This is a genomic window from Lentzea indica (genome assembly GCF_012184385.1).
Taxonomy (GTDB): domain Bacteria; phylum Actinomycetota; class Actinomycetes; order Mycobacteriales; family Pseudonocardiaceae; genus Lentzea; species Lentzea indica.
The window spans coordinates 1-26,229 of the sequence record NZ_VSRL01000124.1; the positions used below are offsets into that span (position 1 = coordinate 1).

The 26,229-nt window shown below is 69.0% G+C and carries 30 protein-coding genes; 15 read left to right on the top strand and 15 right to left on the bottom strand.

Annotated elements, in window-relative coordinates; genetic code table 11:
- The coding region (locus FXN61_RS28715; RefSeq protein ID WP_167977130.1) for a hypothetical protein at positions 1–369 on the top strand (369 nt) is incomplete at its 5' end.
- A gap of 7 nt (positions 370–376) precedes the next feature.
- Here the strand turns inward: FXN61_RS28715 and FXN61_RS28720 are convergent.
- The 4 genes from FXN61_RS28720 to FXN61_RS28735 all read right to left on the bottom strand — a co-directional run bounded on the left by FXN61_RS28720 (position 377) and on the right by FXN61_RS28735 (position 3,162).
- Positions 377–1,363 carry a 1-aminocyclopropane-1-carboxylate deaminase gene (locus tag FXN61_RS28720; protein WP_167977131.1) on the bottom strand — a complete coding sequence of 329 codons (987 nt, stop codon included), beginning with the start codon at positions 1,361–1,363 and terminating at the stop codon, positions 377–379.
- Complete coding sequence (locus FXN61_RS28725; protein WP_167977132.1) at positions 1,360–1,989, bottom strand: GntR family transcriptional regulator; 630 nt, start codon at positions 1,987–1,989, stop codon at positions 1,360–1,362. The genes FXN61_RS28720 and FXN61_RS28725 overlap by 4 nt, the downstream gene beginning before the upstream one ends.
- 124 nt (positions 1,990–2,113) lie before the next feature.
- Entirely contained in the window at positions 2,114–2,677 is a 564-nt protein-coding gene (locus FXN61_RS28730; RefSeq protein ID WP_167977133.1) for a GNAT family N-acetyltransferase, read from the bottom strand.
- Positions 2,674–3,162: a YbaK/EbsC family protein gene (locus tag FXN61_RS28735; protein ID WP_167977134.1), complete on the bottom strand. Its 489-nt coding sequence runs from the start codon at positions 3,160–3,162 to the stop codon at positions 2,674–2,676. The genes FXN61_RS28730 and FXN61_RS28735 overlap by 4 nt, the downstream gene beginning before the upstream one ends.
- 203 nt (positions 3,163–3,365) lie before the next feature.
- Here FXN61_RS28735 and FXN61_RS28740 point away from each other — a divergent pair, with 203 nt between their 5' ends.
- Positions 3,366–3,785: an SAV_6107 family HEPN domain-containing protein gene (locus tag FXN61_RS28740; protein WP_167977135.1), complete on the top strand. Its 420-nt coding sequence runs from the start codon at positions 3,366–3,368 to the stop codon at positions 3,783–3,785.
- Positions 3,782–4,417: a maleylpyruvate isomerase N-terminal domain-containing protein gene (locus FXN61_RS28745; RefSeq protein WP_312878059.1), complete on the top strand. Its 636-nt coding sequence runs from the start codon at positions 3,782–3,784 to the stop codon at positions 4,415–4,417. Before FXN61_RS28740 ends, FXN61_RS28745 begins: the two co-directional genes overlap by 4 nt.
- 86 nt (positions 4,418–4,503) lie before the next feature.
- On the opposite strand, the gene FXN61_RS28750 is transcribed toward FXN61_RS28745, so the two are convergent.
- Positions 4,504–6,084: an alkaline phosphatase D family protein gene (locus FXN61_RS28750; protein ID WP_167977136.1), complete on the bottom strand. Its 1,581-nt coding sequence runs from the start codon at positions 6,082–6,084 to the stop codon at positions 4,504–4,506.
- A gap of 24 nt (positions 6,085–6,108) precedes the next feature.
- Here FXN61_RS28750 and FXN61_RS28755 point away from each other — a divergent pair, with 24 nt between their 5' ends.
- The 3 genes from FXN61_RS28755 (at position 6,109) to FXN61_RS28765 (ending at position 7,353) form a co-directional block, all read left to right on the top strand.
- Positions 6,109–6,603, top strand: a complete 495-nt coding sequence (locus FXN61_RS28755) for a VOC family protein (RefSeq protein ID WP_312878060.1) — start codon at positions 6,109–6,111, stop codon at positions 6,601–6,603.
- 175 nt (positions 6,604–6,778) lie between these two features.
- Positions 6,779–7,030: a hypothetical protein gene (locus FXN61_RS28760; protein WP_167977138.1), complete on the top strand. Its 252-nt coding sequence runs from the start codon at positions 6,779–6,781 to the stop codon at positions 7,028–7,030.
- Positions 7,027–7,353 (top strand): hypothetical protein, encoded by a 327-nt coding sequence (locus FXN61_RS28765; protein WP_167977139.1) that lies wholly within the window; start codon positions 7,027–7,029, stop codon positions 7,351–7,353. Before FXN61_RS28760 ends, FXN61_RS28765 begins: the two co-directional genes overlap by 4 nt.
- A 141-nt stretch (positions 7,354–7,494) precedes the next feature.
- Here FXN61_RS28765 and FXN61_RS28770 read toward each other — a convergent pair whose 3' ends face one another.
- Entirely contained in the window at positions 7,495–9,147 is a 1,653-nt protein-coding gene (locus tag FXN61_RS28770) for a DUF885 domain-containing protein (RefSeq protein ID WP_167977140.1), read from the bottom strand.
- Between the two features lie 97 nt (positions 9,148–9,244).
- On the opposite strand from FXN61_RS28770, the gene FXN61_RS28775 reads away from it, so the two are divergent.
- The gene (locus FXN61_RS28775) at positions 9,245–9,907 is read left to right on the top strand and encodes a DUF3153 domain-containing protein (RefSeq protein WP_188135581.1); all 663 of its coding nucleotides are present in this window, start codon (positions 9,245–9,247) and stop codon (positions 9,905–9,907) included.
- Here the strand turns inward: FXN61_RS28775 and metF are convergent.
- Positions 9,904–10,785 (bottom strand): methylenetetrahydrofolate reductase [NAD(P)H], encoded by an 882-nt coding sequence (gene metF / locus FXN61_RS28780; protein WP_167977142.1) that lies wholly within the window; start codon positions 10,783–10,785, stop codon positions 9,904–9,906. The genes FXN61_RS28775 and metF overlap by 4 nt on opposite strands.
- Positions 10,786–10,881: 96 nt before the next feature.
- Here metF and FXN61_RS28785 point away from each other — a divergent pair, with 96 nt between their 5' ends.
- From FXN61_RS28785 to FXN61_RS28795, 3 genes are all read left to right on the top strand, one after another.
- Positions 10,882–12,006: a polyprenyl synthetase family protein gene (locus FXN61_RS28785; protein ID WP_167977143.1), complete on the top strand. Its 1,125-nt coding sequence runs from the start codon at positions 10,882–10,884 to the stop codon at positions 12,004–12,006.
- A gap of 123 nt (positions 12,007–12,129) precedes the next feature.
- A complete protein-coding gene (gene mptB / locus FXN61_RS28790) occupies positions 12,130–13,578 on the top strand; it encodes a polyprenol phosphomannose-dependent alpha 1,6 mannosyltransferase MptB (RefSeq protein ID WP_312878061.1) in 1,449 nt (482 codons plus the stop codon).
- A complete protein-coding gene (locus tag FXN61_RS28795) occupies positions 13,575–14,465 on the top strand; it encodes a phytoene/squalene synthase family protein (protein ID WP_167977145.1) in 891 nt (296 codons plus the stop codon). Before mptB ends, FXN61_RS28795 begins: the two co-directional genes overlap by 4 nt.
- Positions 14,466–14,473: 8 nt before the next feature.
- Here FXN61_RS28795 and FXN61_RS28800 read toward each other — a convergent pair whose 3' ends face one another.
- Both FXN61_RS28800 and FXN61_RS28805 read right to left on the bottom strand, forming a co-directional pair.
- Positions 14,474–14,875, bottom strand: coding sequence for a hypothetical protein (locus FXN61_RS28800; protein ID WP_167977146.1), 402 nt, complete (start codon positions 14,873–14,875; stop codon positions 14,474–14,476).
- 69 nt (positions 14,876–14,944) lie between these two features.
- On the bottom strand, positions 14,945–15,310 hold the full coding sequence (locus FXN61_RS28805; RefSeq protein ID WP_312878062.1) for an Rv2175c family DNA-binding protein: 366 nt from the start codon (positions 15,308–15,310) through the stop codon (positions 14,945–14,947).
- A gap of 77 nt (positions 15,311–15,387) precedes the next feature.
- On the opposite strand from FXN61_RS28805, the gene pknB reads away from it, so the two are divergent.
- Positions 15,388–17,406, top strand: coding sequence for a Stk1 family PASTA domain-containing Ser/Thr kinase (pknB, locus tag FXN61_RS28810; protein WP_167977147.1), 2,019 nt, complete (start codon positions 15,388–15,390; stop codon positions 17,404–17,406).
- 70 nt (positions 17,407–17,476) lie between these two features.
- On the opposite strand, the gene FXN61_RS28815 is transcribed toward pknB, so the two are convergent.
- Complete coding sequence (locus FXN61_RS28815) at positions 17,477–18,865, bottom strand: class II 3-deoxy-7-phosphoheptulonate synthase (protein WP_167977148.1); 1,389 nt, start codon at positions 18,863–18,865, stop codon at positions 17,477–17,479.
- Positions 18,866–19,041: 176 nt separating this feature from the next.
- On the opposite strand from FXN61_RS28815, the gene FXN61_RS28820 reads away from it, so the two are divergent.
- Positions 19,042–20,049 carry a DUF2891 domain-containing protein gene (locus FXN61_RS28820; RefSeq protein ID WP_167977149.1) on the top strand — a complete coding sequence of 336 codons (1,008 nt, stop codon included), beginning with the start codon at positions 19,042–19,044 and terminating at the stop codon, positions 20,047–20,049.
- A gap of 137 nt (positions 20,050–20,186) precedes the next feature.
- On the opposite strand, the gene FXN61_RS28825 is transcribed toward FXN61_RS28820, so the two are convergent.
- Positions 20,187–20,951: an IclR family transcriptional regulator gene (locus tag FXN61_RS28825; RefSeq protein ID WP_167977157.1), complete on the bottom strand. Its 765-nt coding sequence runs from the start codon at positions 20,949–20,951 to the stop codon at positions 20,187–20,189.
- 80 nt (positions 20,952–21,031) lie between these two features.
- On the opposite strand from FXN61_RS28825, the gene FXN61_RS28830 reads away from it, so the two are divergent.
- From FXN61_RS28830 to dmpG, 3 genes are read left to right on the top strand one after another with little or no spacing between them, the layout of a single operon-like run.
- The gene (locus FXN61_RS28830; RefSeq protein WP_223165641.1) at positions 21,032–21,811 is read left to right on the top strand and encodes a 2-keto-4-pentenoate hydratase; all 780 of its coding nucleotides are present in this window, start codon (positions 21,032–21,034) and stop codon (positions 21,809–21,811) included.
- Positions 21,811–22,731 (top strand): acetaldehyde dehydrogenase (acetylating), encoded by a 921-nt coding sequence (locus FXN61_RS28835; RefSeq protein ID WP_188135584.1) that lies wholly within the window; start codon positions 21,811–21,813, stop codon positions 22,729–22,731. Before FXN61_RS28830 ends, FXN61_RS28835 begins: the two co-directional genes overlap by 1 nt.
- On the top strand, positions 22,728–23,726 hold the full coding sequence (dmpG, locus tag FXN61_RS28840) for a 4-hydroxy-2-oxovalerate aldolase (RefSeq protein ID WP_167977152.1): 999 nt from the start codon (positions 22,728–22,730) through the stop codon (positions 23,724–23,726). The genes FXN61_RS28835 and dmpG overlap by 4 nt, the downstream gene beginning before the upstream one ends.
- Here the strand turns inward: dmpG and FXN61_RS28845 are convergent.
- Genes FXN61_RS28845 through FXN61_RS28860 form a run of 4 tightly spaced genes read right to left on the bottom strand, consistent with a single transcriptional unit; the run spans position 23,716 to position 26,210 of the window.
- Positions 23,716–24,657, bottom strand: a complete 942-nt coding sequence (locus FXN61_RS28845) for a DODA-type extradiol aromatic ring-opening family dioxygenase (RefSeq protein WP_167977153.1) — start codon at positions 24,655–24,657, stop codon at positions 23,716–23,718. The genes dmpG and FXN61_RS28845 overlap by 11 nt on opposite strands.
- Complete coding sequence (locus FXN61_RS28850) at positions 24,657–25,541, bottom strand: alpha/beta fold hydrolase (RefSeq protein ID WP_312878063.1); 885 nt, start codon at positions 25,539–25,541, stop codon at positions 24,657–24,659. Before FXN61_RS28850 ends, FXN61_RS28845 begins: the two co-directional genes overlap by 1 nt.
- Positions 25,538–26,065 carry a cupin domain-containing protein gene (locus FXN61_RS28855; protein ID WP_167977154.1) on the bottom strand — a complete coding sequence of 176 codons (528 nt, stop codon included), beginning with the start codon at positions 26,063–26,065 and terminating at the stop codon, positions 25,538–25,540. The genes FXN61_RS28850 and FXN61_RS28855 overlap by 4 nt, the downstream gene beginning before the upstream one ends.
- Positions 26,066–26,078: 13 nt before the next feature.
- Positions 26,079–26,210, bottom strand: a complete 132-nt coding sequence (locus tag FXN61_RS28860) for an SDR family oxidoreductase (RefSeq protein WP_376770761.1) — start codon at positions 26,208–26,210, stop codon at positions 26,079–26,081.
- Positions 26,211–26,229 lie beyond the last annotated feature (19 nt).

Sequence of the window (26,229 nt, forward strand, 5' to 3'; positions counted from 1 at the left end):
CAGGACGCCGTGGTGCTCGCCGCCGCCGACCCGGCCCAGCCGTACGGCGCCGCCCTCCCGTGGCCGGATCCGCTGGGCGAGGGCAAACACCGTCCTGCCCGCAAGGCCGGTGCGCTGGCGGTGCTGGTCGACGGCACCCCGGCGCTCTACGTCGAGCGGGGCGGCAAGTCCCTGCTCTCGTTCACCGACGACGACCCGACCCTGCGCACCGCCGCGAACGCCCTGAGCCGGGCTGTCCGCGACGGCTGGCTGGGCCAGCTGGCGGTCCAGCGAGCCGACGGCGAGGTCGCCCTGACCTCGCACCTGGCGACGGTCCTGCAGGAAGCGGGTTTCCGCGCCACTCCGAAGGGATTGCGCCTGCGCGCCTGATCCTGCTCTACCTGGGGAAGAGGGAGCTGTAGGCGTTCAGGGCGGGCTGGCCACCGAGGTGGGCGTAGAGGACCGTGGAGTCGCGGTCGATCTCACCCGACGACACCAGGTGGATGAGTCCTGCCAACGACTTTCCCTCGTAGACCGGGTCGGTGATCATGCCTTCGAGGCCGGCGCCCAGGCGCATGGCGTCCACCGTGGACTCGTCGGCGATGCCGTAGGTGCCGGCGTGGAAGCGGTCGTCGAGGAGGATGTCCTCTTCGGACACCGTGACCTCGCGGAGCTTGGCGGTGTTGTGCGCGATGCGGGTGATCTGGTCGAGGGTCTCGACCGGCTTGGCGGAGGCATCGATGCCCAGCACGCGGCGGTTCGAGTCGTTCGCGAAACCGGCGACCATGCCGGCCTGGGTGCTGCCGGTGACCGAGCAGACGATGATGGTGTCGAAGAAGACGCCCAGCTGGGCTTCCTGCTGGCGGACCTCGTCCGCCCACGTCGCGAAGCCCATGCCGCCCAGCGGGTGGTCGGAGGCCCCGGCGGGGATCGGGTAGGGCTTGCCACCGGAGGCGCGAACGTCCTCGATCGCCTGTTCCCAGGCGGGTTTGACGCCGATGCCGAACTCGGCGTTCACCAGGCGGACGTCGGCTCCCATCATGCGGCTGAGCAGGATGTTGCCCACCCGGTCGCTGCCCACGTCGGTCCAGTCGACCCAGCTTTCCTGCACCAGCACGGCTTTCAGGCCCGCTCGCGCCGCCGCGGCGGCCACCTGACGGGTGTGGTTGGACTGGATTCCGCCGATCGACACGAGGGTGTCGCAGCCGGTGGCCAGCGCGTCGGCGACGAGATACTCGAGCTTGCGGGTCTTGTTGCCGCCGTAGGCGAGGCCGGAGTTGCAGTCCTCGCGCTTCGCCCAGACCGCGGCGCCGCCGAGGTGGGTCGTCAGGCGGTCCAGGCGGTGAACCGGGGAGGGACCGAAGAGGAGCGGGAACCTGTTCACAGTTCCTCCCCGAGCGTGCCCCAGTTCTTGTCGACCAGGGTGGCGGCCAGCTGGTCGTCGCCCTGCTCGCAGGCCTCGATGATCTGCTGGTGCTGCGTGACGGAGTGGCGGGCGTTCGGCGAGGAGAAGCGGCTGTGCTCGACCCTCCGGACCAGCGGGGTGAAACGGTCGATGGTCGCGGCGATCGCGAAGTTGTCGCAGCGGTGGACGGCCACCGCGTGGAACTCGTCGTCGGCGGCCAGCGCGGCGACGGCGTCGTTGGCGTCAAGCGCCTTCTTGAAGGCCTTGTTCGCGGCACGCATCGCGGCGATGTCCTCAGCCGTCATCTTCGGCACTGCCAGGCCGATGGCAAGGGCGTGCATCGACTGCACGACAACGAGAGCATCGCGCACCGGCTCCGCTTCCAGCGCGGTGACACGGGTGTACGCGTGCGGCTTCGTCTCGACGAGGCCCTCGTCGGTCAGCGTGGCGAGCGCCTCACGCACCGGGGTGCGGGAGAGACCGAGCTTCTCCGCCAGTTCGACGTCCTTGATGGCGGTGCCCGGTTCCAGGTCGCCGCGCACGATCGCCGACCTGATCTCGGCGGCGGCCCGCTCCTTCAGCGACCCATATCCAATATATTGCATATTGGTGAGCGTAGGTCTGGTACCGGGTGATCGCAACCCCTGCCGTTGAACAGCACGGCCTTTGAGCAGCACGAAAACTCCCGAGCCACGTCGCAGTTCGGGAGCCGGTGTGGTTCTGGGTGAGCTAAACGATGGGCAGCACGCGACCGAGCACCGCGAACGGGCGCGGGTCGCCGGTGAACTGGTAGTGCCGCAACACGTCGACGAAGCCGACGCGCCGGTACAGCCTCCACGCCTTGCTCGGACCTTCAGGCGTGGACAGCAGCACGCGGGACGACGGCACGCCCTCCATCAGCCGGCGCAACAGGTCTTCGCCAAGGCCGCGGCCTTGCGCGCGCGGCAGCACGTGCAGTTCGGTCAGCTCGAAGTAGTCGGTGAGCCAGTCCTCGACGACGGTGGGCGGCGCGACGGCCATCAGCCCGCGCCGCACCTGCTCGTGCCACCACTGACCGGCGGCGCCGCGATAGCCGTAGCCGATGCCGACGAGCTCGTCCTGCTCCCCCAGCGCCACGACGCAGCGCCAGTCTTCGCGCATCATGTGCGCGAGCCACATCGGGGCGCGCTGCTCGACGGTGCCGGGCGGGTAGTTCATCGCGGTCACGTACAGCGCAAGCGCTTCGCCCAGCCGCACGTTCAGCTCCGCGGCGGTCATCTCGACGATGCGCTCCAGGCGAGGCGACGCCGTCATGCCGACACCACCGCCACTCGACCGCCCGTCAGTGCCACCAGGTCCGCGAAGGTCGTGGGGTACACGGCGTGCGGATGTCCCGCGGCCGCCCAGATCTCCTCGTAGCCGGACAGCGCCCTGTCCACCACGGTCTCGATCGGCGCGGGGTGCCCGACCGGCGACACACCACCGATCACCTGACCCGTGTGCTCGCGCACGAACTCCGGGTCGGCGCGCTTCACCGCGTCCGCGCCCACCAGCTCGGCCAGCATCGACGTGTCCGCACGGTGCGCACCCGAGGTCAGCACCAGCAGCGGGGCCGCCACGCCGTCGCGCACCGCCGCGAAGAGCAGGCTGTTCGCGATCGCGCCGACCTGGACGCCCACCGCCTCCGCCGCGGCAGCCGCGGTCCGTACCGCGTCCGGCAGTACGACGATGCGTTCGGAGGTACCGGGTGGCAGGGCTTCCGCGACCTTGCGGATTCCGGGGTGTTCGAGCGCACTCACATCACCATCAGACCACGACTGGCGCCCACGTGGTGGGGCGGGTTGAGGAATCCATCGGCCGGGAGCTACGCTGAGAGGGATTCGAACATGTGTTCGAGTCTCACCATGCCTCGGAGGTGGGGTGGGGGAAGCACCCCACCTCCGAGAGCCGCCGGCTTCCCCTCGGCGGAGACGTCGTTCACCGACGCCACGAGGAGGCCGAGATGACAGCTGAGATTTCGAATCCGGCAGCCTTCCCCGTCCCGTTGCCACCCGCGTCCGCGCTCGCGCTGCTGAGGCAGGCCCGCGACTCGCTCGCCGAGTCCGAACGCACGCCGGAGCCGCCGGAGCGGTTCGCGACCGCCTACCTCGCCGCGTTGCGTGCTGCCGCCGCGGTGCTCGCGTTACGTGGAAGGCCCCATCGCGGACGGTCGAAACCGACCAGCGCGTGGGTGCTGCTCGCCTCGATCGCGCCGGAAATGAGTGAGTGGGCCGCTTTCTTCGCGTCGTGGTCGTCCACGCGAGCCGCGGTGCTCGCGGGCATCACCAGGCACGTCAACGCACGCACGGCAGACGACCTGGTGCGTCAGACCGGTCAGTTCGTGGCGCTCGTCGACCGCGTGATGAATGAGGCGAGGCGGTGAACTCGCTCGACATCTTGCGTCGTGAGGCAGAACTGCTCGCCATGTCCGCGATCGGCCAGCCACCGCACAAGGGCGTGCCCGCCTGCCCGGGGCTCAACCTCGGGGAGACCGTGCGGCACGTCGGCAGCGGCTACCGCAGCGCGCTGGAGTGGATCAGGCTCGGCCGCGAGCCCCAGGCCGGGGAGTGGCAGGACTATCCGGAGGAAGACGAGGACCCGCTGGAATTCATGCGGTCGGGCGCGGAGGCCGTGCTCGCGGAGCTCGGCGCGCACGAGGAGGACGAACCGTGCGCGACGTGGTGGCCTGATCAACAGAACTACGGGTTCTGGCGACGGCGGCTCGCGCACGAGACCACGTTGCACCGCATGGACGTCCAGGGCGCGGCGGGCATGGAGGTCGGCGCGGTCACCGACGAGGTCGCGATCGACGGCGTCGACGAGGTGCTCGCGTTGTGGCTGGGGCACAAGCTGGACGTGCTCGGGGTGCGGGGCTCGCGGGACAGCCTGGTCACCATCAGGTCGAGGACCACCTGTGGCTCACGCGCTGCGGTCCGCGCGGCGCGTCGGCGTGGCGTGTCGTCAACCCGGAGGACGCGCACGTCGCCGACGCGCAGGTGTCGGCGAACCCGATGACGATGTACCGCTGGCTGTGGGGACGGCTGCCCGACCGGATGGTCGAGGTGGTCGGCGACCACGACGCGATCGCGCAGCTGTGGGCGTTACTGCGGCTCGCGACCAAGTAGCACCGAGGCCGTCTCGCCGCCCGTTGCCGACACCAGCCGGTAGCGGGCGCTGCGGCCGTCGAAGTCCAGCAGTGCCACGGAGTTCCCGAAGTGCGGACCGCTGGTCTTGCGCCAGCGCATCAGGTCTTTCGGCACGCCGGCGAGCGTCGCGAGGCCGCGGAACACCCACGCGGCGGCGCGGGACCACGACAGCCGGAAGAGCGGCAGGAACACATTGGGCGGCTCGTTGTGCACCGGCGAGCACACGAGCTGCGCGACCGCGGCGTTCGTCGGCGTGGAGAACTCGGCTTCGGCGACATAGCTGTGGTGGACGTCGCCGGAAAGCACGCAGACCGTCGCGGCACCGTTGTTCGCGGCCTTCTCGATCATGCGGGACAGCCGGTCGAACGACTCGCGGAACGCCGGCCAGTGCTCGAGGTCGGCCGCCTGCCGGATCTTCTCGGCGGCTTTTCCCTGCCAGCCGGGCTTGCGCGCGCCGACTTCGTTGAGGGACTGGAAGTGGCTGAGCGCGTGCGGCATCAGCCAGGGCAGCGACGAGCCGATCAGCAGGTGGTCGTAGTCGTCACCAGCGTTGCCGTGCTCGGTGTTGCGCTCGATCCACTCGAACTCGTCGTCGCTGACCATCTGCCGCTTGCCGTCTTCGAGGATGCGTCCGCAGCGCGTGTCGATCATCAGCAGCCTGGTGCGTCCGAAGTCGCGGCGGAAGCTCCACCACGTGGACTTGCGGCCCGCTGCCTCTTCGTCCGCCTTCTCGGCGAACTCCTCCAGCAACGGCAGTACGTCCGTGCCCTGAGCCTTCACCTTGGCGTACAAGGGATCCCTGGCCAGTTCGTCCGGGCCGAGGTTGCCGAGGTGCTGGTACACCCAGTAGGAGGCGATGGCGCCGCGGATCCTGTCGCGCCACCAGCGTTTGCCCTCCATCTCCTTGCGCCACACCGCGGAGGTGTTCCAGTCGTCACGCACGTCGTGGTCGTCGAAGATCATCGACGTCGGGACGACCGACAGCAGCCAGCGGATCTCCGGATCGCCCCAGGTCTCGTGGTAGAGGCGGGCGTACTCGCCGAAGTGCACGACCTCGCCGTCGGGTTCCTCCGTGCCGTGCCGGTGGTCGCGCAGCCACTGCTTGGTGGCCTCGGTGGGTTCGTCGGCGTAGACCTGGTCTCCCAACAGGATCAGCGCTTGCGGCCAGTCCCGTTCCGGCGTGTTCATGAGCCGTTGCGCGAACGCGTCGAGGGCGTCGGGTCCGACCGGCTGGCTCGGCGCGGCACGGCAGGACCCGAAGGCGATCCTGCGGACCTCGCCGGTGCGGATGACCGGCCTGGGGAACTTGCTGTCAGGCTCCGGCCAGACGGTTTCCTGGTCGAGCTCGACGTCGTACTCGGTGCGCGGGCCGAGGTTCTCGAGTCTGACGAGCGCGAAGTGCTGGTCGCCCACCTGGAACGTTCGCGCGGTGTGCCCGGCGATGGTGACTTCGCACGAGCAGTCCGTCTCGACCCACACGGTCGCGGACGTCTCGTTCACATGCCTGAGGAGCGGTCCGAGCACCAGCTTCGCCACCCGCGAGACAGTACCCTCGCACGCGTGGAAATCACGTTCGACGCAGCCGATCCCCCCGCTCTGGCCGCGTTCTGGTCCGAGTTCGCCGGTGACGAGATCGAGCTGACGGTCGTGTGGAGCGACGCTCCGAAGATCGAGAAGAACCGGGTGCACATCGACCTGGCCTCTTCGTCGCCCGAACACCAGGCGGACATTGTGGCGCGCGCCCTGAAACTGGGCGCCGAGCACGCCGACATCGGGCAGCGCGACGTGCCGTGGGTGGTGCTGCGCGATCCGCAGGGCAACGAGTTCTGCGTCCTGGAACCGCGGCCCGAGTACACCGGGGTGATCGCGGCCGTGGTCGTCGACTCCGCTGATCCGCTGGCTTCGGCTCAGGCGACAGGGCATCCGGTGGTGCGCAGCGGTGACGGGTGGGCTTCGGTGAGGCCGGAGCCGGGACCGTGGCTGGAGTTCGTGCGGACCGACGATCCGGAGCCGATCACGAACCGCGTGCGCGTGCGGTGGGCCGACCCGCGCTGACACAGCGGCACGGACCGTCTCGACGGATCAACGTCCGTGGTTGGGTGTGCGCATGCCGTCGGTCGGCCTCTGGGAGGCATGGCAGCTCTGGAGCACGGGCACGTCGATGCAGCAGGTTGTGCTGTGGGGCCTGCCGCTCGTGTGGTAGGGGCCTGCGGGCAAAGCGGCCCAGTTCGTGGCAGGGCTCGTAGTACTGCTGGACATAGTCGGCCCCGTGCGGCTGCGGGCGTGGGCACGTGGATCGGCCGGTGTGGCGGTCACACGACTGCGGCAGCTACGACTGCTCGCCACGCTCGCCGCCTGGCGGGACTTCCGGCAGCATTGGTTCAGCGGTCTGCCGATGCGCGGTCTGTCGCAGTCGGCACGGGCTCCGCTCGTGCTGGGCAGATCAAGCGGCAGGAGGAGTTCCGCGAGCGGTACCGCGTGAGCGAGAACGTCGAGCTGCTCGTGCTCTTGGCGATCGCCGGCTTCGTCGTCGCCGGGGTGGTCAGTGACACCCTGATGGATCGGGTGCTGACGGCGGTCCTGGATCACCCGTGGTTGCTCGTGTTCTTGCCCCTCATCTACGTCCCCGGCTTCGCGTTCTACGTCGTTTCGCTGATCGGGTCACTGCTGGGGGCGACGTTCGGGTTCGTGGTGCTGCGGCCGTTGGCGTGGTTGCTCGACCGTGAGCAGCCCGGCTACCACGTGAGGTGGTTCGGCTTCGGCCTGTTCGTGGCGGGCTTCCACTTCGACCTGCTCGCGAGTTGATGAAGCGCCTCGGCCGGGCCGAGGTGCAGTGCCCCTACGGGCACCGATATATCAGTTATGCAAAAGACGTTTGCGGACGTCCGCAAACGTCTTTTGATCCGGCGAGTTAGCGCAGGTCAGAGGGTTGCCCGGAGAGGCGACTCAGAGCGCGGCTAGCCGTTCACGCAGGGTGTCGAGGCCCATCGAGCCCATCTCCAGGGCGTCCTTGTGGAACTGCTTGAGGTCGAAGTCGGCGCCCTTGCGGGCCCGCGCGTCCTCACGGGCGGCCAGCCACAGGCGCTCACCGATCTTGTACGCCGGCGCCTGGCCGGGCCAGCCGAGGTAGCGGTCGATCTCGTCGCGGACGTGCGCGGGCTCCGACAGCGTCCTGGTCAGCATGAACTCCAGGCCCAGCTCGGGGGTCCAGCGCTCGCCGGGGTGGAAGCCCGTGCCGGTGGGAATCTCGAGCTCCAGGTGCATGCCGATGTCGATGATCACGCGGGCCGCGCGGAACAGGTGCGCGTCCAGCATGCCGAGCAGGTCGCCGTCGTCGTCCAGGTAGCCGAGCTCGCGCATGAGGCGTTCCGAGTACAGCGCCCAGCCCTCGCCGTGACCCGACACCCAGCACATCAGGCGCTGGAAGTCGTTCAGCGTCTCCGACTGGTACACCGCCGTCGCGCACTGGAGGTGATGACCCGGCACACCCTCGTGGTAAACGGTCGAGGTCTCGCGCCACGTCGGGAACACCGTCTTGCCCTCGGCGATCGACCACCACATGCGTCCGGGGCGTGAGAAGTCAGCCGTCGGCGGCGTGTAGTAGGCGCCGACGCCGCCACCGGGCGGCGCGATCTTGCATTCGAGGTTCATCAGCGCGTCCGGCAGGTCGAAGTGCACGTCGCGCAGGTCGAGCAGAGCCTTGTCGGACAGTTCCTGCATCCACGCCTGCAAGCCGTCCTGGCCGTGGACCTGGTAGCGCGGGTGCTCGTCGAGGTACGCCGCGGTCTCCGCCAGCGACGCGCCGGGCTTCAGCCGGGCCGCGACCTTCTTCATCTCGGCCTCGATGCCGAGGAACTCCTCCCAGCCCCACGCGTAGGCCTCGGCCAGGTCGAGCCGCGATCCGGTGAAGTAGCGCGAACCGAGGCGGTACCGCTCCTCACCGACGGCGTCCTTCGCGGGCGCCTGGGGAGCCAGGGACGTGCGCAAGAAAGAAGCGAACTCGGCGTACGCGGAAGAAGCAACGGCAGCACCGGTGTCCAACGACGATCGCACCGAGCCGTCAACGTCAGCCTTGGCGACAAAAGAGGCGAAGAACGTGGACGCCCAGACATCGCACTGATCGGCGACCTTGGTCACCTGGCGAAGCGCGGAAACGTGACCACGGGAAGCAGCGTGCGAGAGAGAAGCACGGAGACCGTCCAGAGCAGCGGGCACGGCGGAAAGGCGACGCCCGATCGTGACCCAGTCCTCCGGCGTGTCGGTCGGCATCTGGTCGAAGACGTCGCGCACCGACTGGATCGGGCTCGCGATCACGTTCAACGACGACTCGGTCTGGCCGGCCTCGTAGAGCTCGTGCTCAAGACCCGTTCGTTCCAGGAAAACGGCGCGTGCCGCGTCTTCCGAGGCATCCGCGGGTTCCGCGGCGGTGATGCCGGCGAGAGCGCGGGTCGCGAGTTCGTCGCGTGCCGCGTGCCCCTCCGGCGAGAAGTCCGTCAGCTGGTCATCGGATCCCGCGAAGCCCAGGTAGGTGGCGGTGATGGGGTCCAGCGCCACGTAGTCGCTGACGTACTTGTTGCTGATGTCGTGCACGGAAGCCATGGCGCGAAACGCTACCTCGCGACCCTCGACACCAAAAGGTAGTTAGTCAAGCTCACGACCAACGGGGGGCCTGCGTCGTTTGGACCGTGCTGGCAGGATGTCCGCCGTGCGTCGATCCCGGGCACTGCTTGTGCCGGTCTTCCTGCTGCTCACCCTGTTTTCACTGAGCGGCTGCGTTCGCGTGTACGCGGCCATGGCCGTGTCGGACGACGACCGCATCTCGGGTGAGATCGTCGCGGCCACGCCGCCAACGCAGGACAACGACCCCGGCCCCCAGCTCAAGGTGCCGCCGGAGCTCACGAGCCGCGTGACCACCAAGCCGTACCGGGTGGAGTCGTACGCGGGCACGCAGCTGTTCTTCAACGGGCTGTCGTTCGACGAGATGCGCACGCTCGCCATGTCCACCAGCTCGTCGAACAGCCGGTACAGCCTCAACTTCCGCCGCTCGGGTGATCTTGTCACGCTCTCGGGGTCGGTCGACCTCACCCAGGTGCCCGTGGAACGCGCGGACATCCAGGTGAAGGTCAGCTTCCCCGGCAAGATCGTGAACACCAACGGCCGTGAGGAGGAGAACAACACGATCGCGTGGTCTCCGAAACCCGGTCAGGCGTCGATGCTCCAGGCCACCGTGCAATACGCGGGCAAGGAGTCCAGCTCGTTCCTCGGCTGGGCGCTGCTCGTCGCCGGGCTCACCGGCGGTGCGGCGCTGATCGTGGTCGTACTCGCTCTCATCGCGCACAAGCGGAACGTGACGGTTTAGGCGCGAGTCACCAAACCCAAGCGCCCCAGCACTTCCCGCGTCGCCTTCGCCCGGTTCATCGTGTAGAAGTGCAGCGCCGGCACGCCCTCGTCGAGCAGCCGCTGGCACATCTCGGTCGCGATGTCGATGCCGGTGGCGCGGAAACCCGCGGCGTCGTCGGCGTACGGCTCCAGCCTGCGCGAGACCTCCAGCGGCAGGTCGGCACCGGACAGCTCCACGATCTTGGACAGGCCGCGCGGCGACAGCATCGGCATGATTCCGGGCAGGATCGCCGCCGAGCAGCCCGCGGCCGCCACCCTGTCGCGCATCCGCAGGAACGGCTCCGGCGAGTGGAACAGCTGCGCCACCGCGTAGTCCGCGCCCGCGTTGAGCTTGCGCAGCAAGAACTTCAGGTCGGTGTCGAGGTCGGACGAGCGCGGGTGCCCGTACGGGAACGCCGCCACACCCACGCAGAAGTCGCCGAGCTCGCGGACCAGCCGCACCAGCTCGTCGGCGTAGTTGAGGCCGTCCGGGTGCGCGACCCACTCGCCCATCGGGTCACCGGGAGGGTCGCCGCGCAGCGCGAGGACGTTGCGGACGCCGATCGCGGCGTACCAGCCGATCACGTTGCGCAGCTCGGCCACCGAGTGGTCGACAGCGGTCAGGTGAGCGACCGGCAGCAGTGTCGTCTCCTGCGCGATACGGCCGGTGGCGCGGATCGTGCGGTCCCGCCGCGACCCGCCGGCGCCGTAGGTGATCGACACGAACGCGGGGTCGAGGCCTTCCAGTTCGCGGACGGCCTTCCAGAGGATCTTCTCGTCCTCGGCGTCCCGCGGTGGAAGGAACTCCACCGAGAACTTGGGGGACTGCCCCTGCAGCCGTTCCACCACCGACGTCATGGGAACAACAGTAGTGGTACTTCCGCTAGGTGAGACATCAGCTCAGCATGTGGTACGCGGGCCCCGCCATGCGGGTGGCCCCGGACACAGCGGACCATGGGGGGTGTGTCCCACCACCCCATCGACGTCGCGTTGCCCCAGCACGTCGAAGAAGCGTTGACCACGTACCTGGCCTCCCGGCGCGCGTCCGGCGAGTCGATGGACCCGAGCTTCGCGAGCGCGGTGGACGCGCTCTCCGACTTCGTGCTGGGCGGCGGCAAGCGCATCCGCCCGACCTACGCGTGGTGGGGCTGGCGCGCGGCGGGCGGCGATCCGGACGGCGAGCTCGCGGACGAGGTGCTCACGGCGGTCAGCTCGCTGGAGCTGATCCAGGCGTGTGCGCTGATCCACGACGATCTGATGGACGCCTCGTCGGTGCGCAGGGGCAAGCCGACCGTGCACATCGCGTTCGGTTCGCGGCACCGCGAGCAGAGCTGGCTCGGCTCGTCGGAGCGGTTCGGCATGTCGGCGGCCGTCCTGATCGGCGACATCGCGCTCGCGTGGGCGGACGACATGCTCTTCGCCGCCGGGCTGCCGTCCGAGGTGCTGCGCCGGATGAGCGAGCCGTGGCGGGACATGCGCACCGAGATGCTCGCGGGCCAGTACCTGGACGTGCTGACGCAGGCGCGGGGCGACTCGTCCCCGGACGCCGCGCTGCGCATCGACAGGCTCAAGACCGCCGCGTACACCGTCGAACGGCCGTTGCACATGGGTGCGGCGATGGCGGGCGGCTCCCCCGAGCTGATCGACGGGCTGCGGGCGTTCGGTGCCGACATCGGCGTCGCGTTCCAGCTGCGCGACGACCTGCTCGGCGTGTTCGGCGATCCGGAGGTCACCGGCAAGCCCGCGGGCGACGACCTCGCCGAGGGCAAGCGCACGCTGCTCGTGGCTCTGGGCATGCAGTTCGGCGCCGATATATTGGATATCGCGTTGGGCAAGCCCGACCTCGACCTCGACACCGTCGAGGAGGTCCGGCGCGCGCTCGTGAAGGTCGGCGCCGTCGACGCCGTCGAGGAGCGCATCGAGGAGCTGACGAAGCGCGCGCTGGCCGCACTCGACGCGGCTCCCGTGGCCGAGCCCGCCGCCACCAAGCTCGCCGGACTTCGCGATCAGCTCCACCAAGCGGGCCTTCTGAAGTTGATCATCGTTCGCGTCCGCGCTGGCTTGATTAACTCCTCGTGACCAGTGTGGGCCGTTGCTTGCTGACGCTTCCGCGCGTTGTGCAACGATGTTCGGGCGATGGCAGCAACTCCGTCCCTCCCCCGCACGAGCTCCGAGGTGTCTCCACAGGAGCTTCAACCAGTCGTGCGCACGAACACCTACGCCATCCCCATCCGCACGACCATGCTCGGCCTGCTGGGCGTGGCGCTGGTGGCGCTCGGCGGCATGGGTGCGGGCGCGATTCTCGAGCGCGATCCGTTGCTCACCCAGGTCGGGCTGAGCTGGCTGCGCTACGGCCACGGCCGCGATCTCGCGAGCATGGTGCTGTACCTGGGCCTGGGCCTCGTCATCTGGGCGTGGATCCGGCTCGGCCGGCTCGTGCGGTGGGGTGAGATCGGCGACTTCGCGGTGCTGGTCGCGGTGACGGTGTGGACGTTGCCGTTGCTCTTCGCGCCGCCGCTGTTCAGCAAGGACATCTACAGCTACCTGGCGCAGGGCCAGCTCGCGCTGAGCGGCTACGACCCGTACACGGTCGGGCCCGCCGTGCTGCAGAGCACGCTCAGCGAGAACGTCAGCTGGGTCTGGCAGCACACGCCCGCGCCGTACGGGCCGCTGTTCATCCTCATCGCCAAGGCGATCGTGTGGGCGACGGACGCGAGCGTCATCCTCGGCGTCGTCGCCATGCGCTTCTCGCTCGCGGGCGGGCTCGTGCTGCTGTGCTGGGCGCTGCCGGGCCTGAGCCGGCACCTGGGCGGCAAGTCGTCGATCGCGCTGTGGCTGGTGGCGGCGAACCCGTTGCTGTTGATCCATCTGGTCGGCGGCGCGCACAACGACCTGTTGATGATCGGGCTGATGGCGGCCGGCGTGCTGCTGGTGCTCGACCGCAGGCACGTGCTCGGCTTCGTGCTGCTCGCCTTCGCGTTCTCGGTGAAGGCGACGGCGGTCGTGATCGTGCCGTTCCTCGTCTGGATCTGGGCCGCGCGGCTCGACGGCGACAAGCGCACCCAGTTCCGCAAGGCGCTGCTGCCCGGCCTGGCGGCGTTCCTCGGGGCGTTCCTCGCGTGCACGTTGGTCGCCGGGGTGAGTCTCGGCTGGATCCCCGCGCTGCGCAGCTCGTCGATGATCATCAACTGGCTGTCGATCCCGAGCGCGGTCGGCGACTTCGTGCGCATGATCGTGAACTGGTTCGTCTACGTCGACGGCGGCATCTTCATCGCCGTCGCGCGGGCGCTCGGCTCGGCGGTGCTGATCTGGATCGCATACACGCAGTGGTGGGCGTCCCGCGACGGTGAGGTGCGCGACGCCATCCGGCGCGGCGCGCTGACGATGCTGGCCGTGGCGCTGCTCTCCCCCGCGACGCTGCCGTGGTACTTCAGCTGGCCGCTGGCGCTCGCCGCGGGCTTCGCGTGGAGCACGGGCGCGCTCGTCACGATGTCGGTCGCGTCGGTGTTCCTGTTGCTGGTGACGTTCCCGAACGGCGACACGGCGCTGTACTCGTGGGGCTATCTGTTCTTCGCCCTGGTCGTGTCGGCACTCGCGGCGCGGTCGCTGGTGAAGCCGGACCCGTTCGGCCTGTCCACCCGCTACGAATGAGCCCCGGCACAGTGGATCTGGGCTCCGCTTACGCCGCCTGCCGCCGTGTGAACGCGCGGTACGGCAAAACGTTCTTCCTGGCGACCACGCTGCTACGGCCCGATCAACGGCCCGCGGTGCACGCGTTGTACGCGTTCGCGCGGTGGGCCGACGAGATCGTCGACGCGGCCGGAGTCGAGGACCGGGCAGGCGAGCTCGACAAGCTGGAGCGTCTCCTCGACAGCTGCATCAAGAACAGGGAACCGTCGAACCCGGTCCTGCACGCGCTGGCGGACACGATGCGCCGCTACGACATCGACCGGTCGCTGTTCACCGACTTCCTCGCGTCGATGCGGATGGACCTTGACGTCACCGAGTACGCCGACCTCGACGCGCTCGGCGTCTACATGCACGGCTCGGCGGAGGTCATCGGGCTGCAGATGCTGCCGGTGCTCGGCACCGTCGTGCCCCGCGCGGACGCCGAACCGTATGCGGCACGGCTCGGGGTGGCGTTCCAGCTGACGAACTTCCTGCGCGACGTCGGCGAGGACCTCGACCGCGGCCGGGTGTACCTGCCACAGGACGTCCTCTGCGCGCACGGCGTCGACCGCGACCTCTTGCAATGGTGTCGGCGAAGCCGTCGCGGTGACGACCGCGTGCAAAAGGCGCTCGACGACCTCGTCGCCCACTCATATGCGATATATCACTCGGCCGAGCCGGGGATTGCGATGCTGTCGCCGTCGGCGCGGCCGTGCATGCGGACTGCGTTCACGCTGTATCGCGACATCCTAGGGCTGGTCGGCTGCGAGGTCCTGTGGCGACGCGTGGCGGTGCCGGGCTCCCGACGTCTCGCGGTGGCAGTGCCCGGCGCCGGCCGGGCACTGCTCGCGCGTGCGATGACGAGATGAGTCCCGCTTTAGATCACGACCACGCCGACGATGTTGGACGTCGCGGAGGCGTAGACGCTCGTGCCGGGGAAGTAGAGACGCAGGTCAGCGGACGCGTCGATGCTGAGCTTCGCGGTGAACGTCGAGTTCGGCGTGCAGGAGCTGGTGTAGATGTTGGTCCACGTCGACGCACCGACCCTGACCTGGGCGAACACGTCGAGCCCCAGCGTGAGCTGACGCTCGCCGCCCTGGGCACCGAGCTTGCCCTTGATCTGGAGCTTGTTGCCCTTCTTCAGCTTGACCTTGGCACCGCCGGCATCAAGCTCCAGCGTGGTCGGCTTGGCGTGCACGGCCGGGGCGGCACCAGCCGCGACCGGCGAAAGAAGCAGCCCGACAGCGGTGACGCCGGCGAGCACAATCTTGGTGATCATGTGCACCAGTTCAGCGGTTCCAGACGTCTCTCGCCTGCGGAGACGCCTGGAACCGCTGCATCGGGTGAATCAGAAGCCCATGGCTTGCGCGCGTCGCTTTACCTCGCGCCCACGGTCCCCGCGCAATGCTTCGATCGGAGTGCCAGGGAGGCTGTTGTCCTCCGTGAAGAGCCAGCGCAGGATCTCGTCCGTGGAGAAGCCCTGGTCGCGCAGCACCGTGATGGTGCCGGGCAGACCCTTTACGACGCCTCCAGCGGCGAGGAACGCTTCGGGAACGACGAGGACGCCGTCCCGCCGCTCGGCGAGCAGTTGCCCGTCGCGCAGCAGTTGGTGGACCCGGGTGACCGGAAGTCCCATTCGGTCGGCCACCTCGGGGAGAGGAAGAACCTCCAGGTCGGCAGCCAGTACATCCGCAGCGGCAGGAATCGCACTCACGGGGGTCACGATGCCATAACCGAACTGTGAACGCCCTTCCGCCAACCGGGTCATCCTGAGCTTTACCATCTCGCACTGTGGAGAGGTCGGTTTCGAACGTGATGGGTGGACTGCTCGAGCAGCGCTACCGGGTGGACTCCGTGCTCGCGCGCGGCGGCATGTCCACCGTCTATCGAGGTCGCGACACCCGCCTCGACCGTGATGTCGCGGTCAAGGTGATGGATCCGCACCTCACGGCGGACCCCGCGTTCGTCGCGCGCTTCGAGCGCGAAGCGCGTGCCGCGGCGCAGTTGCATCACCCGGCCGTGGTGTCCGTGCACGACCAGGGCGTCGACGGTGACCAGGTGTACCTGGTGATGGAGCTGATCGACGGCGGCAACCTCCGTGACCTGCTGAACCAGCGCGGCAAGCTTCCTCCCGCCGTCGCCTTGAGCGTCCTCGGTCCGGTGCTGTCGGCGTTGGGCGCCGCACACCGCGCGGGGCTGGTGCACCGCGACGTGAAGCCCGAGAACGTGCTGATCGGGCCCGGTGGCCAGGTGAAGGTGGCGGACTTCGGGCTGGCCCGTGCGATCGCCGAGAACGGCGTCACGAGCGACAGCGAGATCCTCGGCACCGTCGCCTACCTGTCACCCGAACAGGTGGAGTCGGGCGCAGCGGACGCGCGCAGTGACGTCTATTCGGCCGGGATCGTGCTCTACGAGATGCTGGCGGGTCAGGCGCCCTATCGCGGTGAGACGCCCATCTCAGTGGCCTACCAGCACGTGAACTCGGACGTCCCGTCGGTCCCGGAGATCCCGCTGGCCCTCGACACGCTGGTGCGCAAGGCGACGCGGCGGGACCCGTCGCTGCGGCCGGTGAACGCCGACGCGTTCCTCAGCGAGCTGGAGCGGGTGGGTGCGGAGCTGGGGCTGACGCCTCAGCCGGTGCCCGTTCCCGGCACGGCGCCCGAGAACGACAGGACCGTCGTCATGAGACCGGTTCCTGTCGCGGTCGGAGCCACTCCCCCTTCCGCCGCCGAGGCGACCAGGCCCGTGGTGCAGAAGCCGGCCACGCCCCTGGGAATGACGACCGTCAGCACCGGTCCGCCGACGCCGCCGCCGGGCATTTCCGGTACGCGCACGATGCAGCGACCGGACCAGCCACGGCGGCGTCCCCCGCAGAAGAAGAAGCCGAAGGTCGACCCGGTCGAGGAAGAGCGCAAGCGCAGGAAGAAGCTCTTCATCATCTGGGGATCCGTGGTCGCCGTTCTGGCGCTGATCGTCGGCCTGTTCTCCTGGTATCTCGGCGCGGGCCGCTGGACGGCGGTGCCCGCGGTGGTCGGGCAGTCCGAGCAGAACGCGGTGCAGTTGGTGCGGACCGCGGGCCTCACGACGCTGATCGAGAAGGTGCCGTCGGACGACGTGCCGAACGGCCAGGTCATCCGTTCCGAGCCTGGGCAGGACACGGAGCTGCGCAAGAACGAGCCCGTGAAGCTCGTTGTGTCACGCGGCAAGCCCTTGGTGCCGTTCATCACCGTCGGCGCCGAGGTGGAGGCCGCGACCAAGGACATCGAGGCCGCGGGCCTGAAGGCGGTCAAGGACCCCACGAAGGACGCGTTCCACGACACCGTGCCGATCGGCAAGGTCGTGGGGGTCGACCCGCGTCCCGGCACCGCGCTCAAGATCGACAGCCCGGTGACCCTCGTGCTGAGCAAGGGACCGGCTCCGCGCAGGCCGGTGCCGAACGTCACGGGCAAGTCGAAGGACGAGGCGTTCGCGGAGCTGCAGCGCGCCGGGCTGGAACCGGTCGAGGCGAGCGGTGAGGACGCCTCCGACGGCGACGAGTCGCGCGTGGTGCGGACGGATCCGCCCGCGGGCACCGTGCTGGAAGGGACGGCGAACAAGCGTGTCACCGTGTTCTTCCAGAGCAACCGCGAGGTCGAGGTTCCCGACGTGACCAGGCAGAAGGTGCGCGAGGCCAAGGAGGAGCTCGAACGGCTCGGCCTGAAGGTGAAGGTCGAGTTCAACAAGAGCAACAACGCGACCGTCGTGAACCAGTCGATCCCGCCGCGCACGCGGGTGAAGCGCGGTACCGAGATCACGATCATCGGCCTCTGATCAGGGCAAAGCGAAGGGCCCCGCGTTCTCGACGCGGGGCCCTTCGTTCTTCAGCTCGTCTTCAGGAAAGCTACGAGCGGAGCATCTCCGCGACGAGGAACGCGAGCTCGAGCGACTGCTGCGTGTTCAGGCGCGGGTCGCACGCCGTCTCGTAGCGGCCGGCGAGGTCGTCGTCGGAGATCTCCTGGGCGCCGCCGAGGCACTCGGTGACGTCCTCACCCGTGAGCTCGATGTGGATGCCGCCGGGGTGCGTGCCCAGGCGCCGGTGCACCTCGAAGAAGCCCTGGACCTCGTCGACGATCCGGTCGAAGTGGCGCGTCTTGTAGCCGGTGCTCGACTCGTGCGTGTTGCCGTGCATCGGGTCGCACTGCCAGATGACCTTGTGGCCGGAGGCTTCGACCTTCTCGACGATCGCCGGGAGAACGTCGCGCACCTTCTGGTTGCCCATGCGCGAGATGAGCGTCAGGCGGCCCGGCTCGTTGCGCGGGTCGAGGCGCTCGACGTACTCGACGGCCATCTCCGGCGACGTCGTCGGGCCGATCTTCAGGCCGATCGGGTTCGCCAGCATCTCCGCGAACGCGATGTGCGCGCCGTCGAGCTGACGGGTGCGCTCACCGATCCACACGAAGTGCGACGACAGGTCGTACAGCTTCGGCTGGTCGCCCGTCGTGTCGAGGCGGAGCAGCGCGCGCTCGTAGTCGAGGAGCAGCGCCTCGTGCGAGGCGAAGATCTCCGTGCCGTGCAGCGACTGGTCGTTGACGCCGCACGCCGACATGAACTTCAGTCCGCGGTCGATCTCGCCGGCCAGTGCCTCGTAGCGCTCGCCCGCGGGCGAGGTCCGCACGAAGTCACGATTCCAGTCGTGCACGCGGTGCAGGTCCGCGAGACCGGCGCCGGTGAGCGCACGCAGCAGGTTCATGGCCGCGCCGGCGTTCGCGTAGGCGCGGATCATGCGACCGGGGTCGGGGATCCTGGCCTCGGGCGTCGCGACCAGGGAGTTGATGATGTCGCCGCGGTAGGACGGCAGGCCGAGGGCGTCGATGTTCGACGAACGCGGCTTGGCGTACTGGCCGGCGATGCGGCCGACCTTCACCACCGGCAGGCTCGCGCCGTAGGTCAGCACCACGGCCATTTGCAGCAGGGTCCGGATGTTCGCGCGGATGTGCGGCTCGGTGTTGTCCGCGAACGTCTCCGCGCAGTCACCGCCCTGCAGAAGAAACGCCTCACCGTTCGCGACCTGCGCCAGTTGCGTGTGCAGCCGGTCGATCTCGGCGGGCACGGTGATCGGCGGCACGCTCTCGAGCACGGTCCGCACGCGACGCACCTGTTCGGCGTCGGGCCATTCGGGCTGCTGGGCGGCCGGGCGCGACAGGGCGTCGTCCAGGCGCTTGCGCATCTCGGGAGGCAGCGGCGGAAGCTCGGGAAGCGTGTCGATGGGCACGTCCACGGTCCAGTTCACGCTGCTCATCGTAGTTGTCCCACACTGAGAGACCCTGCCGGGCCTGTCAGCTCTTCAGCGCGCGTTCCCGGGTGAGTCGCTCGCAGGTCATCTCGGATGTCCGCACGAGTGAAGTCTGTTACTTGTCAACTATCGGGCTCTGCCCTATTGAGACGCCGCATTGCATGATGTGGGCCATGGACGCCACCCGATTGGATGACAGCACCGCGACCCGGCTGCTGGGCATCGCGATCGACAACATCCAGCGTGACCACCCGGTGCATTGGACCCACGTGATCGACGGTGATCACCGGCTCGTGCCGCAGCGGGTGTTGCACCCCGTGTTCGCCGGGTCGTTCGACTGGCACTCGTGCGTGCATCAGACGTGGCTCGCCGTGCGAATACTGCGCCTGCGCCCGTCGCTGACGGGCGCGGACCTGGCCGGCGACACCCTCGACAAGCTGATCACGCACGACAACTGCGCCGTCGAGGCCGCCTTCTTCGCCTCGCCGGCGGGACGGTACTGGGAGCGGCCGTACGGGTGGGCGTGGCTGCTGCTGCTCGACGCGGAACTGCGGACGAGCGGCCTGCCCTGGTCGGTGGCCCCGATCGCGGACGTACTGCGCGACCGGTGGCTGGAGTGGATCTCGGCGGCGCGGCTGCCGGTCAGGACCGGCACGCACAGCAACACCGCGTTCGCGACCGGGCTGGTGTTCGACGCCGCACAGGCGACCGGGGACTCCGAGCTGGCTTCGGCGTGCGTCGACGCGGCCCTGCGGTGGCACCGGGACGAGACCGCGTACGGCGGGTTCGAGCCGGACGCCGCCGACTTCCTGTCCCCCGCGCTGACGACGGCCGACCTGATGCGGCGCGCACTGAACACCGCGGAGTTCGGAGACTGGCTCGACGCGTACCTGCCCGAGCTCGAATCCGAACGGTGGCGCGTCCTGCGCGAGCCCTATCCGGTCGACGACCCAGGCGATCCGTACGGCTCGCACCTGGCCGGGCTCGCGTTGTCGCGCGCCTGGAACTGGGAGGCGATCGCGGAGTCGCTACCGGCCGGGCACCGGTATACCGAGCTGGCGCGGACGGCTTCGTCGGTGCACCGCGAGGCCGGGTGGACGTACGTGTTCGGCGGGCACGGGTACATGGCTGATCACTGGCTGGGCACGTTCGGCGCCTACCTCGACGTGAAGGCCTTCTGACCTGCACTTATCCATCCTTATGCAAAAGACGTTTGCGGACGTCCGCAAACGTCTTTTGCATAACTGATATATCGGCGTGCTGCGCGGCGCCGGTCTGCGGTCACGTCCAGGCGCTGATATATCGGATATCAGAGGTGTCAGGTGCCGGTCGTCAGGTTGGCTCGGCGCACCAGGGTGAGCGCGATGCCCGTCGCCGCCGCGTGCACCGAAGCCGCGTGCGAACGGGGATCGAAGCGGGTGGTCGGCCCGGCGACGCTGACCGCGGCCACGACGGCGCCGTCGTGGCCCAGCACCGGCGACGCCACGCACGCCAGGCCCACCCTGGACTCCTCGAACTCGTAGGCCACGCCCGTCTGACGGACCGCGGCGAGCTGGCGGCGGAGTGAGCCAGGCGTGATGACGGTGCGCGGCGTCCGGCGGTCCAGCGGGGCGGAGAGCACCTCGGCGCGCACCTGCGGGGGTGCGTGGGCGAGCAGTGCCTTGCCGATCGCGGTGGCGTGCAGGGGCATCCGGCCGCCGAGGCGGGACGGTGACGTCGCCTGCCGGTGGCCGCCGATCTTGGCGGCGTAGACGACCTCGTGGCCCTCGCGGAGTCCGAGGTGGACGGTCTCGTGGGTGCGCTCGTAGAGGTCTTCCAGGTAGGGGATGGCCACCTCGACCAGGCGGCGTTCGACGGACGCCCGTATGCCCAGCTGGAACAGGTGGCCGCCGAGGCGGTACCCGCGTGGGCCTCGGTCGAGCAGCCGGGCGTCGACAAGGTCGCCCATCAGGCGGTGCAGTGTCGACTTGGACAACCCGGTGCGCCTGCCCAGCTCCGCGAAACCGAGCTCGTCGTCGTCGGCGCCGAAGGCGTTCAGCACCGACATCACCTTGCCCAGCAGGGTGTTCGGCACGTCGGTCATCATCAGATCGTGCCATCGAGTTCCGGTGAGCGGAACTCAGAAGTCCCCACAAGACGGTCCGCGACGCCACCATGGCTGGCATGAACGAGAACTCCGTCCGCACGGCGGCAGTGCGGCTGGCCACCGCGGCCAACACGCGGGTGCCCTGTGCGCCTGTGCGTGACCTCATCGGTGACGACGAGGCCTACGCGGTGCAGCAGCGCAACGTCGCCGCCCGGATCGCCGACGGCGCCACGGTCGTCGGGCGCAAGATCGGCCTCACCTCTACCGCGGTGCGCCGTCAGCTGGGCGTGGACCAGTCAGACTTCGGCGTGCTGCTGGACGACATGGCGTTCAAGGACGGCGACGTGCTGCCGATGTCGCGCCTGCTGCAGCCGAGGGTGGAGGCGGAGGTGGCGTTCGTGCTGAACGCGGACCTCACCACCGGGCCGTTCGACGAAGCCACCGTCGCCAAAGCGGTGGGGTACGTCCGAGCCTCGCTGGAGATCGTGGACAGCCGGATCAGCGGCTGGGACATCACCTTCGCCGACACGGTCGCGGACAACGCGTCGGCGGGGCTGTTCGTGCTCGGTGCAGAGCACGAACCAGGTGCCGTGGTGACGCGGGACGTGTCGATGGTGCTCAGCGTCAACGGCGAGCCGCGCTCAAACGGAACCGGCGCCGACTGCATGGGCGATCCGCTGGCCGCACTCGCGTGGCTCGCCACGACCGCGGCCCACCTCGGCGATCCGCTGAAGGCCGGCGACGTCGTGCTCAGCGGCGCGCTCGGACCGGTCGTCCCCGTCCAGGCAGGCGACCACGTCGAAGCGACGATCACCGGGCTCGGCACGGTGCGGGCGTCGTTCGGGAAGGAGGCGTGATGCGCACGAAGGTCGCGGTGATCGGGTCGGGCAACATCGGCACCGACCTCGTCATCAAAGTGCTCAAGCGGTCCACCGCACTGGAAATGGCGGCCTTGGCTGGCATCGACCCCACGTCGGACGGTCTGGCCAAAGCCGAGAAGCTCGGCGTTCCCGTTACCGCGGAAGGCATCGACGGGCTCACCAGGATGCCCTGCTTCGCGGACGTCGAGATCGTCTTCGACGCCACGTCCGCTCATGCCCACCAAGCCAACGCCGAAGTCCTTGCGACGCACGGCAAACGGGTCATCGACCTCACGCCGGCCGCAATCGGGCCGATGGTGGTGCCGACGGTGAACCTGCACGAACACCTCAACGCGCCGAACGTCAACATGGTCACCTGCGGCGGCCAGGCCACGATTCCGATCGTCGCCGCGATCCTGAAGATCACGCCCGTGCCGTACGCGGAGATCGTCGCCTCGATCGCGTCACGGTCGGCAGGACCAGGCACCCGCGCGAACATCGACGAGTTCACCGAGACGACCGCGCACGCCATCGCCGAGGTAGGTGGCGCGAAAAGGGGCAAGGCCGTCATCGTGCTCAACCCCGCCGACCCGCCGATCACCATGCGGGACACCGTGCTCGCCCTCGTCGACGCGGCGGACACCAAGACCCACCAACAGATCCGCGACTCGATCGAGGACATGATCGCCGAGGTCGCCACGTACATCCCCGGCTACCGGCTCAAACAACGCGTGCAGATCGACCCCGTGCAACAGCCGCACACCCTCACTGAAGAACCGGTGACGCACCAGGTCACCGTGCTGCTCGAAGTGAAGGGCGCGGCCGACCACCTCCCTGCGTACGCGGGCAACCTGGACATCATGACCAGCGCGGCGCTCCGCGTCGCGGAAACGATGGCGGCGGTGGTGCGGGCATGAAGATCTACCTTCAGGACGTGACGCTCAGGGACGGCATGCATGCCTTGCGCCACAACATCACTCCAGCAAAAGTCACCGAGATCGCCAAGGCCCTGGACGCCGCCGGTGTCGACGCCGTCGAGGTGGCGCACGGCGACGGGCTCAGCGGCGGATCACTCGTCTACGGTCCTGGCAGCCACACCGACTGGGACTGGATCGCCGCGGCCGCGGAAGCGTTGACCCACGCCAAACTCACCACGCTGCTGCTGCCGGGCATCGGCACCCTCAGCGACCTCAAGCGCGCACACGGGCTCGGTGTCACCTCGGTACGCGTCGCCACGCACTGCACCGAGGCCGACATCGCCGCCCAGCACATCGCCGGAGCGCGCGACCTGGGCATGGACGTGTCCGGGTTCCTGATGATGAGCCATATGGCACAGCCACAAGAACTCGCACGCCAGGCGAAACTGATGGAGTCCTACGGCGCGAACTGCGTGTACGTCACGGACTCCGGCGGCCGCCTGCTCACGAACGACGTGCGCGACCGAGTGCGCGCCTACCGCGACGTCCTCGACGAGCAAACCGAAATCGGCATTCACGCCCACGAGAACCTCTCGCTCGCGGTGGCGAACTCGGTTGCAGCGGTGGAAGAAGGCGCGACCAGGGTCGACGCCTCCCTCGCCGGACTCGGTGCCGGCGCGGGCAACTGCCCGATCGAACCGTTCGTCGCCGTCGCGAACCTCCAAGGCTGGCAGCACAACGCCGACCTGTTCGCGCTCCAGGACGCCGCCGACGATCTCGTCCGCCCGCTCCCGGACCGGCCGGTCCGCGTCGATCGCGAGAGCCTGACGCTCGGCTACGCGGGTGTGTACGGCTCGTTCCTGCGCCACGCCGCCGTCGCCGCCCAACGCACCGGCGCCGACGTCCGGGATCTCCTGCTCGAAGCCGGACGCCGGCGCCTGGTGGGTGGTCAGGAGGACATGCTCACCGACATCGCCCTCGATCTCACCCGGTAACCACGGGGAAAGTGGTCCCGATGCCCATGCCGGTGATCCACTCAGGCACCGGCTCGTAGCTCGTCCACACCAGCGGCAGCCCGACGGCGACCTGTCCGATGAGCCAGCAGCGGATCTCGTGCCCGCCACTGCCCGCGTGCGCCTCCAGCGCCTCGTGCCCGATGGAAGCGATCTCACCGGCCGCCCCCGCGGACAGCCGGTCGAGGAACCACCCGTCCCACACCGCGTTCACGCGCGCCTCGGGGTTGCCTCCCATGGCCCGCACGCGTGGCTCGCGAGCCGCGGCGAACTCCTTCGCGTACGCCCGCCCTCTGATCAACGACTCACGCCGCTCCCCCACCACCGACGGGTCGCGCGGATCGTTGGACGGCAGCCAATGCGACAAGCCGCCGCTCGCGACCACCAGCACCCGGCCGGGGAACACCGACGACCGCAACGCGGCCCCGAGCGCCCTGCCGAGCTCGACGCAGCGATCCAGCGACGGCAACGGAGGCGCGGCCGTGTTCACCACGAGCGGCACCAGCGGCAGCGTCGTGCCACCTGTGATCATCTCGTAGCTCTGCACGATGCCGTGGTCGACGGTCAGCGAGTACGACAGGGACACGTCGAACCCCGCGTCGGCCAGGCCGCTGTGGGCCGACCAGGCAAGCGTTTGTGCGACCGGTAACGGGCCGGAGCTGCTGCCGAAGTCGCCGAACCCCACCGCTTCCTCGACCCCGAGCACGAACGGCGGCATCACGTCGTAGAAGTTGGCGTGGAAGTGGTCCGGTCCGATGACCACGATCGCGTCCGGTGCCAGCGCCTCCACCGCACGCCGCACGCGGTCCGCGTCGCGCAGGAACGCCCCGCCGGGACCGCCGAACTCCTCGGGCGGCAGCAGTGTCGCGAACGGGCTGTGCGACATCCCGGCGAAACCGATGATCTCCGCCATCAGGAGGGATCCTTTCCGTGCAACAACCAGGTGCGGTGCGTGTCGAGGAACTCGGAGACCTTTTCCCACTGCGGCCAATGGCCTGCGTCGTCGATGACGTGCAGGCGGGCGTCCGGCAACCACTCCAGCAACATCTCGGCCTCGCCCAGCCCGCCGGTCGGGTCGTGGCTGGTCCACAGCAGCAAAGTCGGCGCCGCGACCTTCCCCACCCACACCGGATCCCACGCGAAGTCCTTGCGCACCACCGGGTCCTGCAGCACCAGCGTGTTGGTGATCGCCTGCACGAAACCCGGCCGCGAGTAGACCTGACGGCGCAGGTTCACCAGCTCGTCGGTGACCATTTCCTTGTGGTGGAACAGGAACTCCACCCGTCGCCGCACGGTCTCCTCGCTCGGGTCGAGCACGGCGGCCATCGTGCTGTCCCGCATGCGTTGCATGACTTCCGGTTTGTTCGCGATGTTGCCAGGAGTGTTCAGCACCAGCCGATCGACACGGGACGGGTGGTGCGCGGCCACCCAGGCGACCACCCAGCCGCCGAGCGACTCACCGGACAGGTGCGCCTTCTGCACGTCCAGCGCGTCCAGCAGCCCCACGAGGTGCTCGGACAGCACGTCGATCGTGTACGGGAGATCCGGCAGGTCGGACCAGCCGTGGCCCACCATGTCGTAGGCGGTGACGCGGAAGTCCTCCGCCAGTCCCGCGATGTCGCGCGAGTAGGCCTCCAGGTGGCCGCCGGTGCCGTGCAGCAGCACGAGTTCCGGCCCGGCGCCGGCCTGCAGGATCCTGGTCCGCACGGTGTGGCCGCGCACCGGGACGTCCACGTGCCGCACGACGTGGTCCACATGCGACAGTTCGCCCCAGATGCTGACGTGGTCGGGAATCACTGGTCCTCCCCTGGTGTGTCGAATCGGGCGCGGGCCTCGCCGAAGGTCGCGAGCCCCGCGCTCTGCCTGCGGGCGAGCCCGAACAGCGCGAGCAGCCGGGAATTCTCGATCGTGAGGAACTCGACCGGGTGCTCGGCGGAGTCGTTGTAGTGGCGGTGCCACGTCCACGGTGGCGTGTAGACGAACGAGCCTGCCGTCCACGTCACCGTCTCAAACGCGTCCGGATCGGCGCACTGGATCTCGCTGTGCCCGTCGCCGGAGATCACGAAGTGCACCGTCTCGTGGTAATGCCGTTGCATGTCAGAGCTTTCGCCCGGCGGGATCACCTGGCGGAACAGCTCGAACGTCGACGTCGGCAGCTTGCCCGCGATCCGCAGCGTCGTCGGGTTCGGCACCGCGCCCGGCGGGATCGTCTCGAGCTCGTCGTCGTGCACGACCAACGGACGCCCGCCATCCGGCCGCACCACGTGCGTGAGCGCCCCGAGAAAGTCGGTCATGGTGAAGTCGGGTCCCGAAGTGGCCAACGCGACGTCCCTTTCAGATTGCGAATTCCGTGCGGCCGCCGTCGACGGTGAGCACGGTGCCGTTGACGTACGAGGCTTGAGGCGATGCCAGGAACGCCACCGCCGCGGCGATCTCGGAGGGATCCGCGGCGCGCAGGGCCGGGATGTCCGCGAGGTCGGCGGCG

Coding starts and splice junctions, on each gene's coding strand:
- FXN61_RS28730 (WP_167977133.1), bottom strand. CDS start 2,677: ATGACGGCGTCGCCTCGCCTGGAGCGCATCGTCGAGATGACCGCCGCG.
- FXN61_RS28775 (WP_188135581.1), top strand. CDS start 9,245: ATGTCCGCCGTGCGTCGATCCCGGGCACTGCTTGTGCCGGTCTTCCTG.
- dmpG (WP_167977152.1), top strand. CDS start 22,728: ATGAAGATCTACCTTCAGGACGTGACGCTCAGGGACGGCATGCATGCC.
- FXN61_RS28740 (WP_167977135.1), top strand. CDS start 3,366: ATGACAGCTGAGATTTCGAATCCGGCAGCCTTCCCCGTCCCGTTGCCA.
- FXN61_RS28820 (WP_167977149.1), top strand. CDS start 19,042: ATGGACGCCACCCGATTGGATGACAGCACCGCGACCCGGCTGCTGGGC.
- FXN61_RS28785 (WP_167977143.1), top strand. CDS start 10,882: ATGGGGGGTGTGTCCCACCACCCCATCGACGTCGCGTTGCCCCAGCAC.
- FXN61_RS28800 (WP_167977146.1), bottom strand. CDS start 14,875: ATGATCACCAAGATTGTGCTCGCCGGCGTCACCGCTGTCGGGCTGCTT.
- FXN61_RS28835 (WP_188135584.1), top strand. CDS start 21,811: ATGCGCACGAAGGTCGCGGTGATCGGGTCGGGCAACATCGGCACCGAC.
- FXN61_RS28725 (WP_167977132.1), bottom strand. CDS start 1,989: ATGCAATATATTGGATATGGGTCGCTGAAGGAGCGGGCCGCCGCCGAG.
- FXN61_RS28830 (WP_223165641.1), top strand. CDS start 21,032: ATGAACGAGAACTCCGTCCGCACGGCGGCAGTGCGGCTGGCCACCGCG.
- metF (WP_167977142.1), bottom strand. CDS start 10,785: ATGACGTCGGTGGTGGAACGGCTGCAGGGGCAGTCCCCCAAGTTCTCG.
- FXN61_RS28795 (WP_167977145.1), top strand. CDS start 13,575: ATGAGCCCCGGCACAGTGGATCTGGGCTCCGCTTACGCCGCCTGCCGC.
- FXN61_RS28770 (WP_167977140.1), bottom strand. CDS start 9,147: ATGGCTTCCGTGCACGACATCAGCAACAAGTACGTCAGCGACTACGTG.
- FXN61_RS28825 (WP_167977157.1), bottom strand. CDS start 20,951: ATGACCGACGTGCCGAACACCCTGCTGGGCAAGGTGATGTCGGTGCTG.
- FXN61_RS28845 (WP_167977153.1), bottom strand. CDS start 24,657: ATGGCGGAGATCATCGGTTTCGCCGGGATGTCGCACAGCCCGTTCGCG.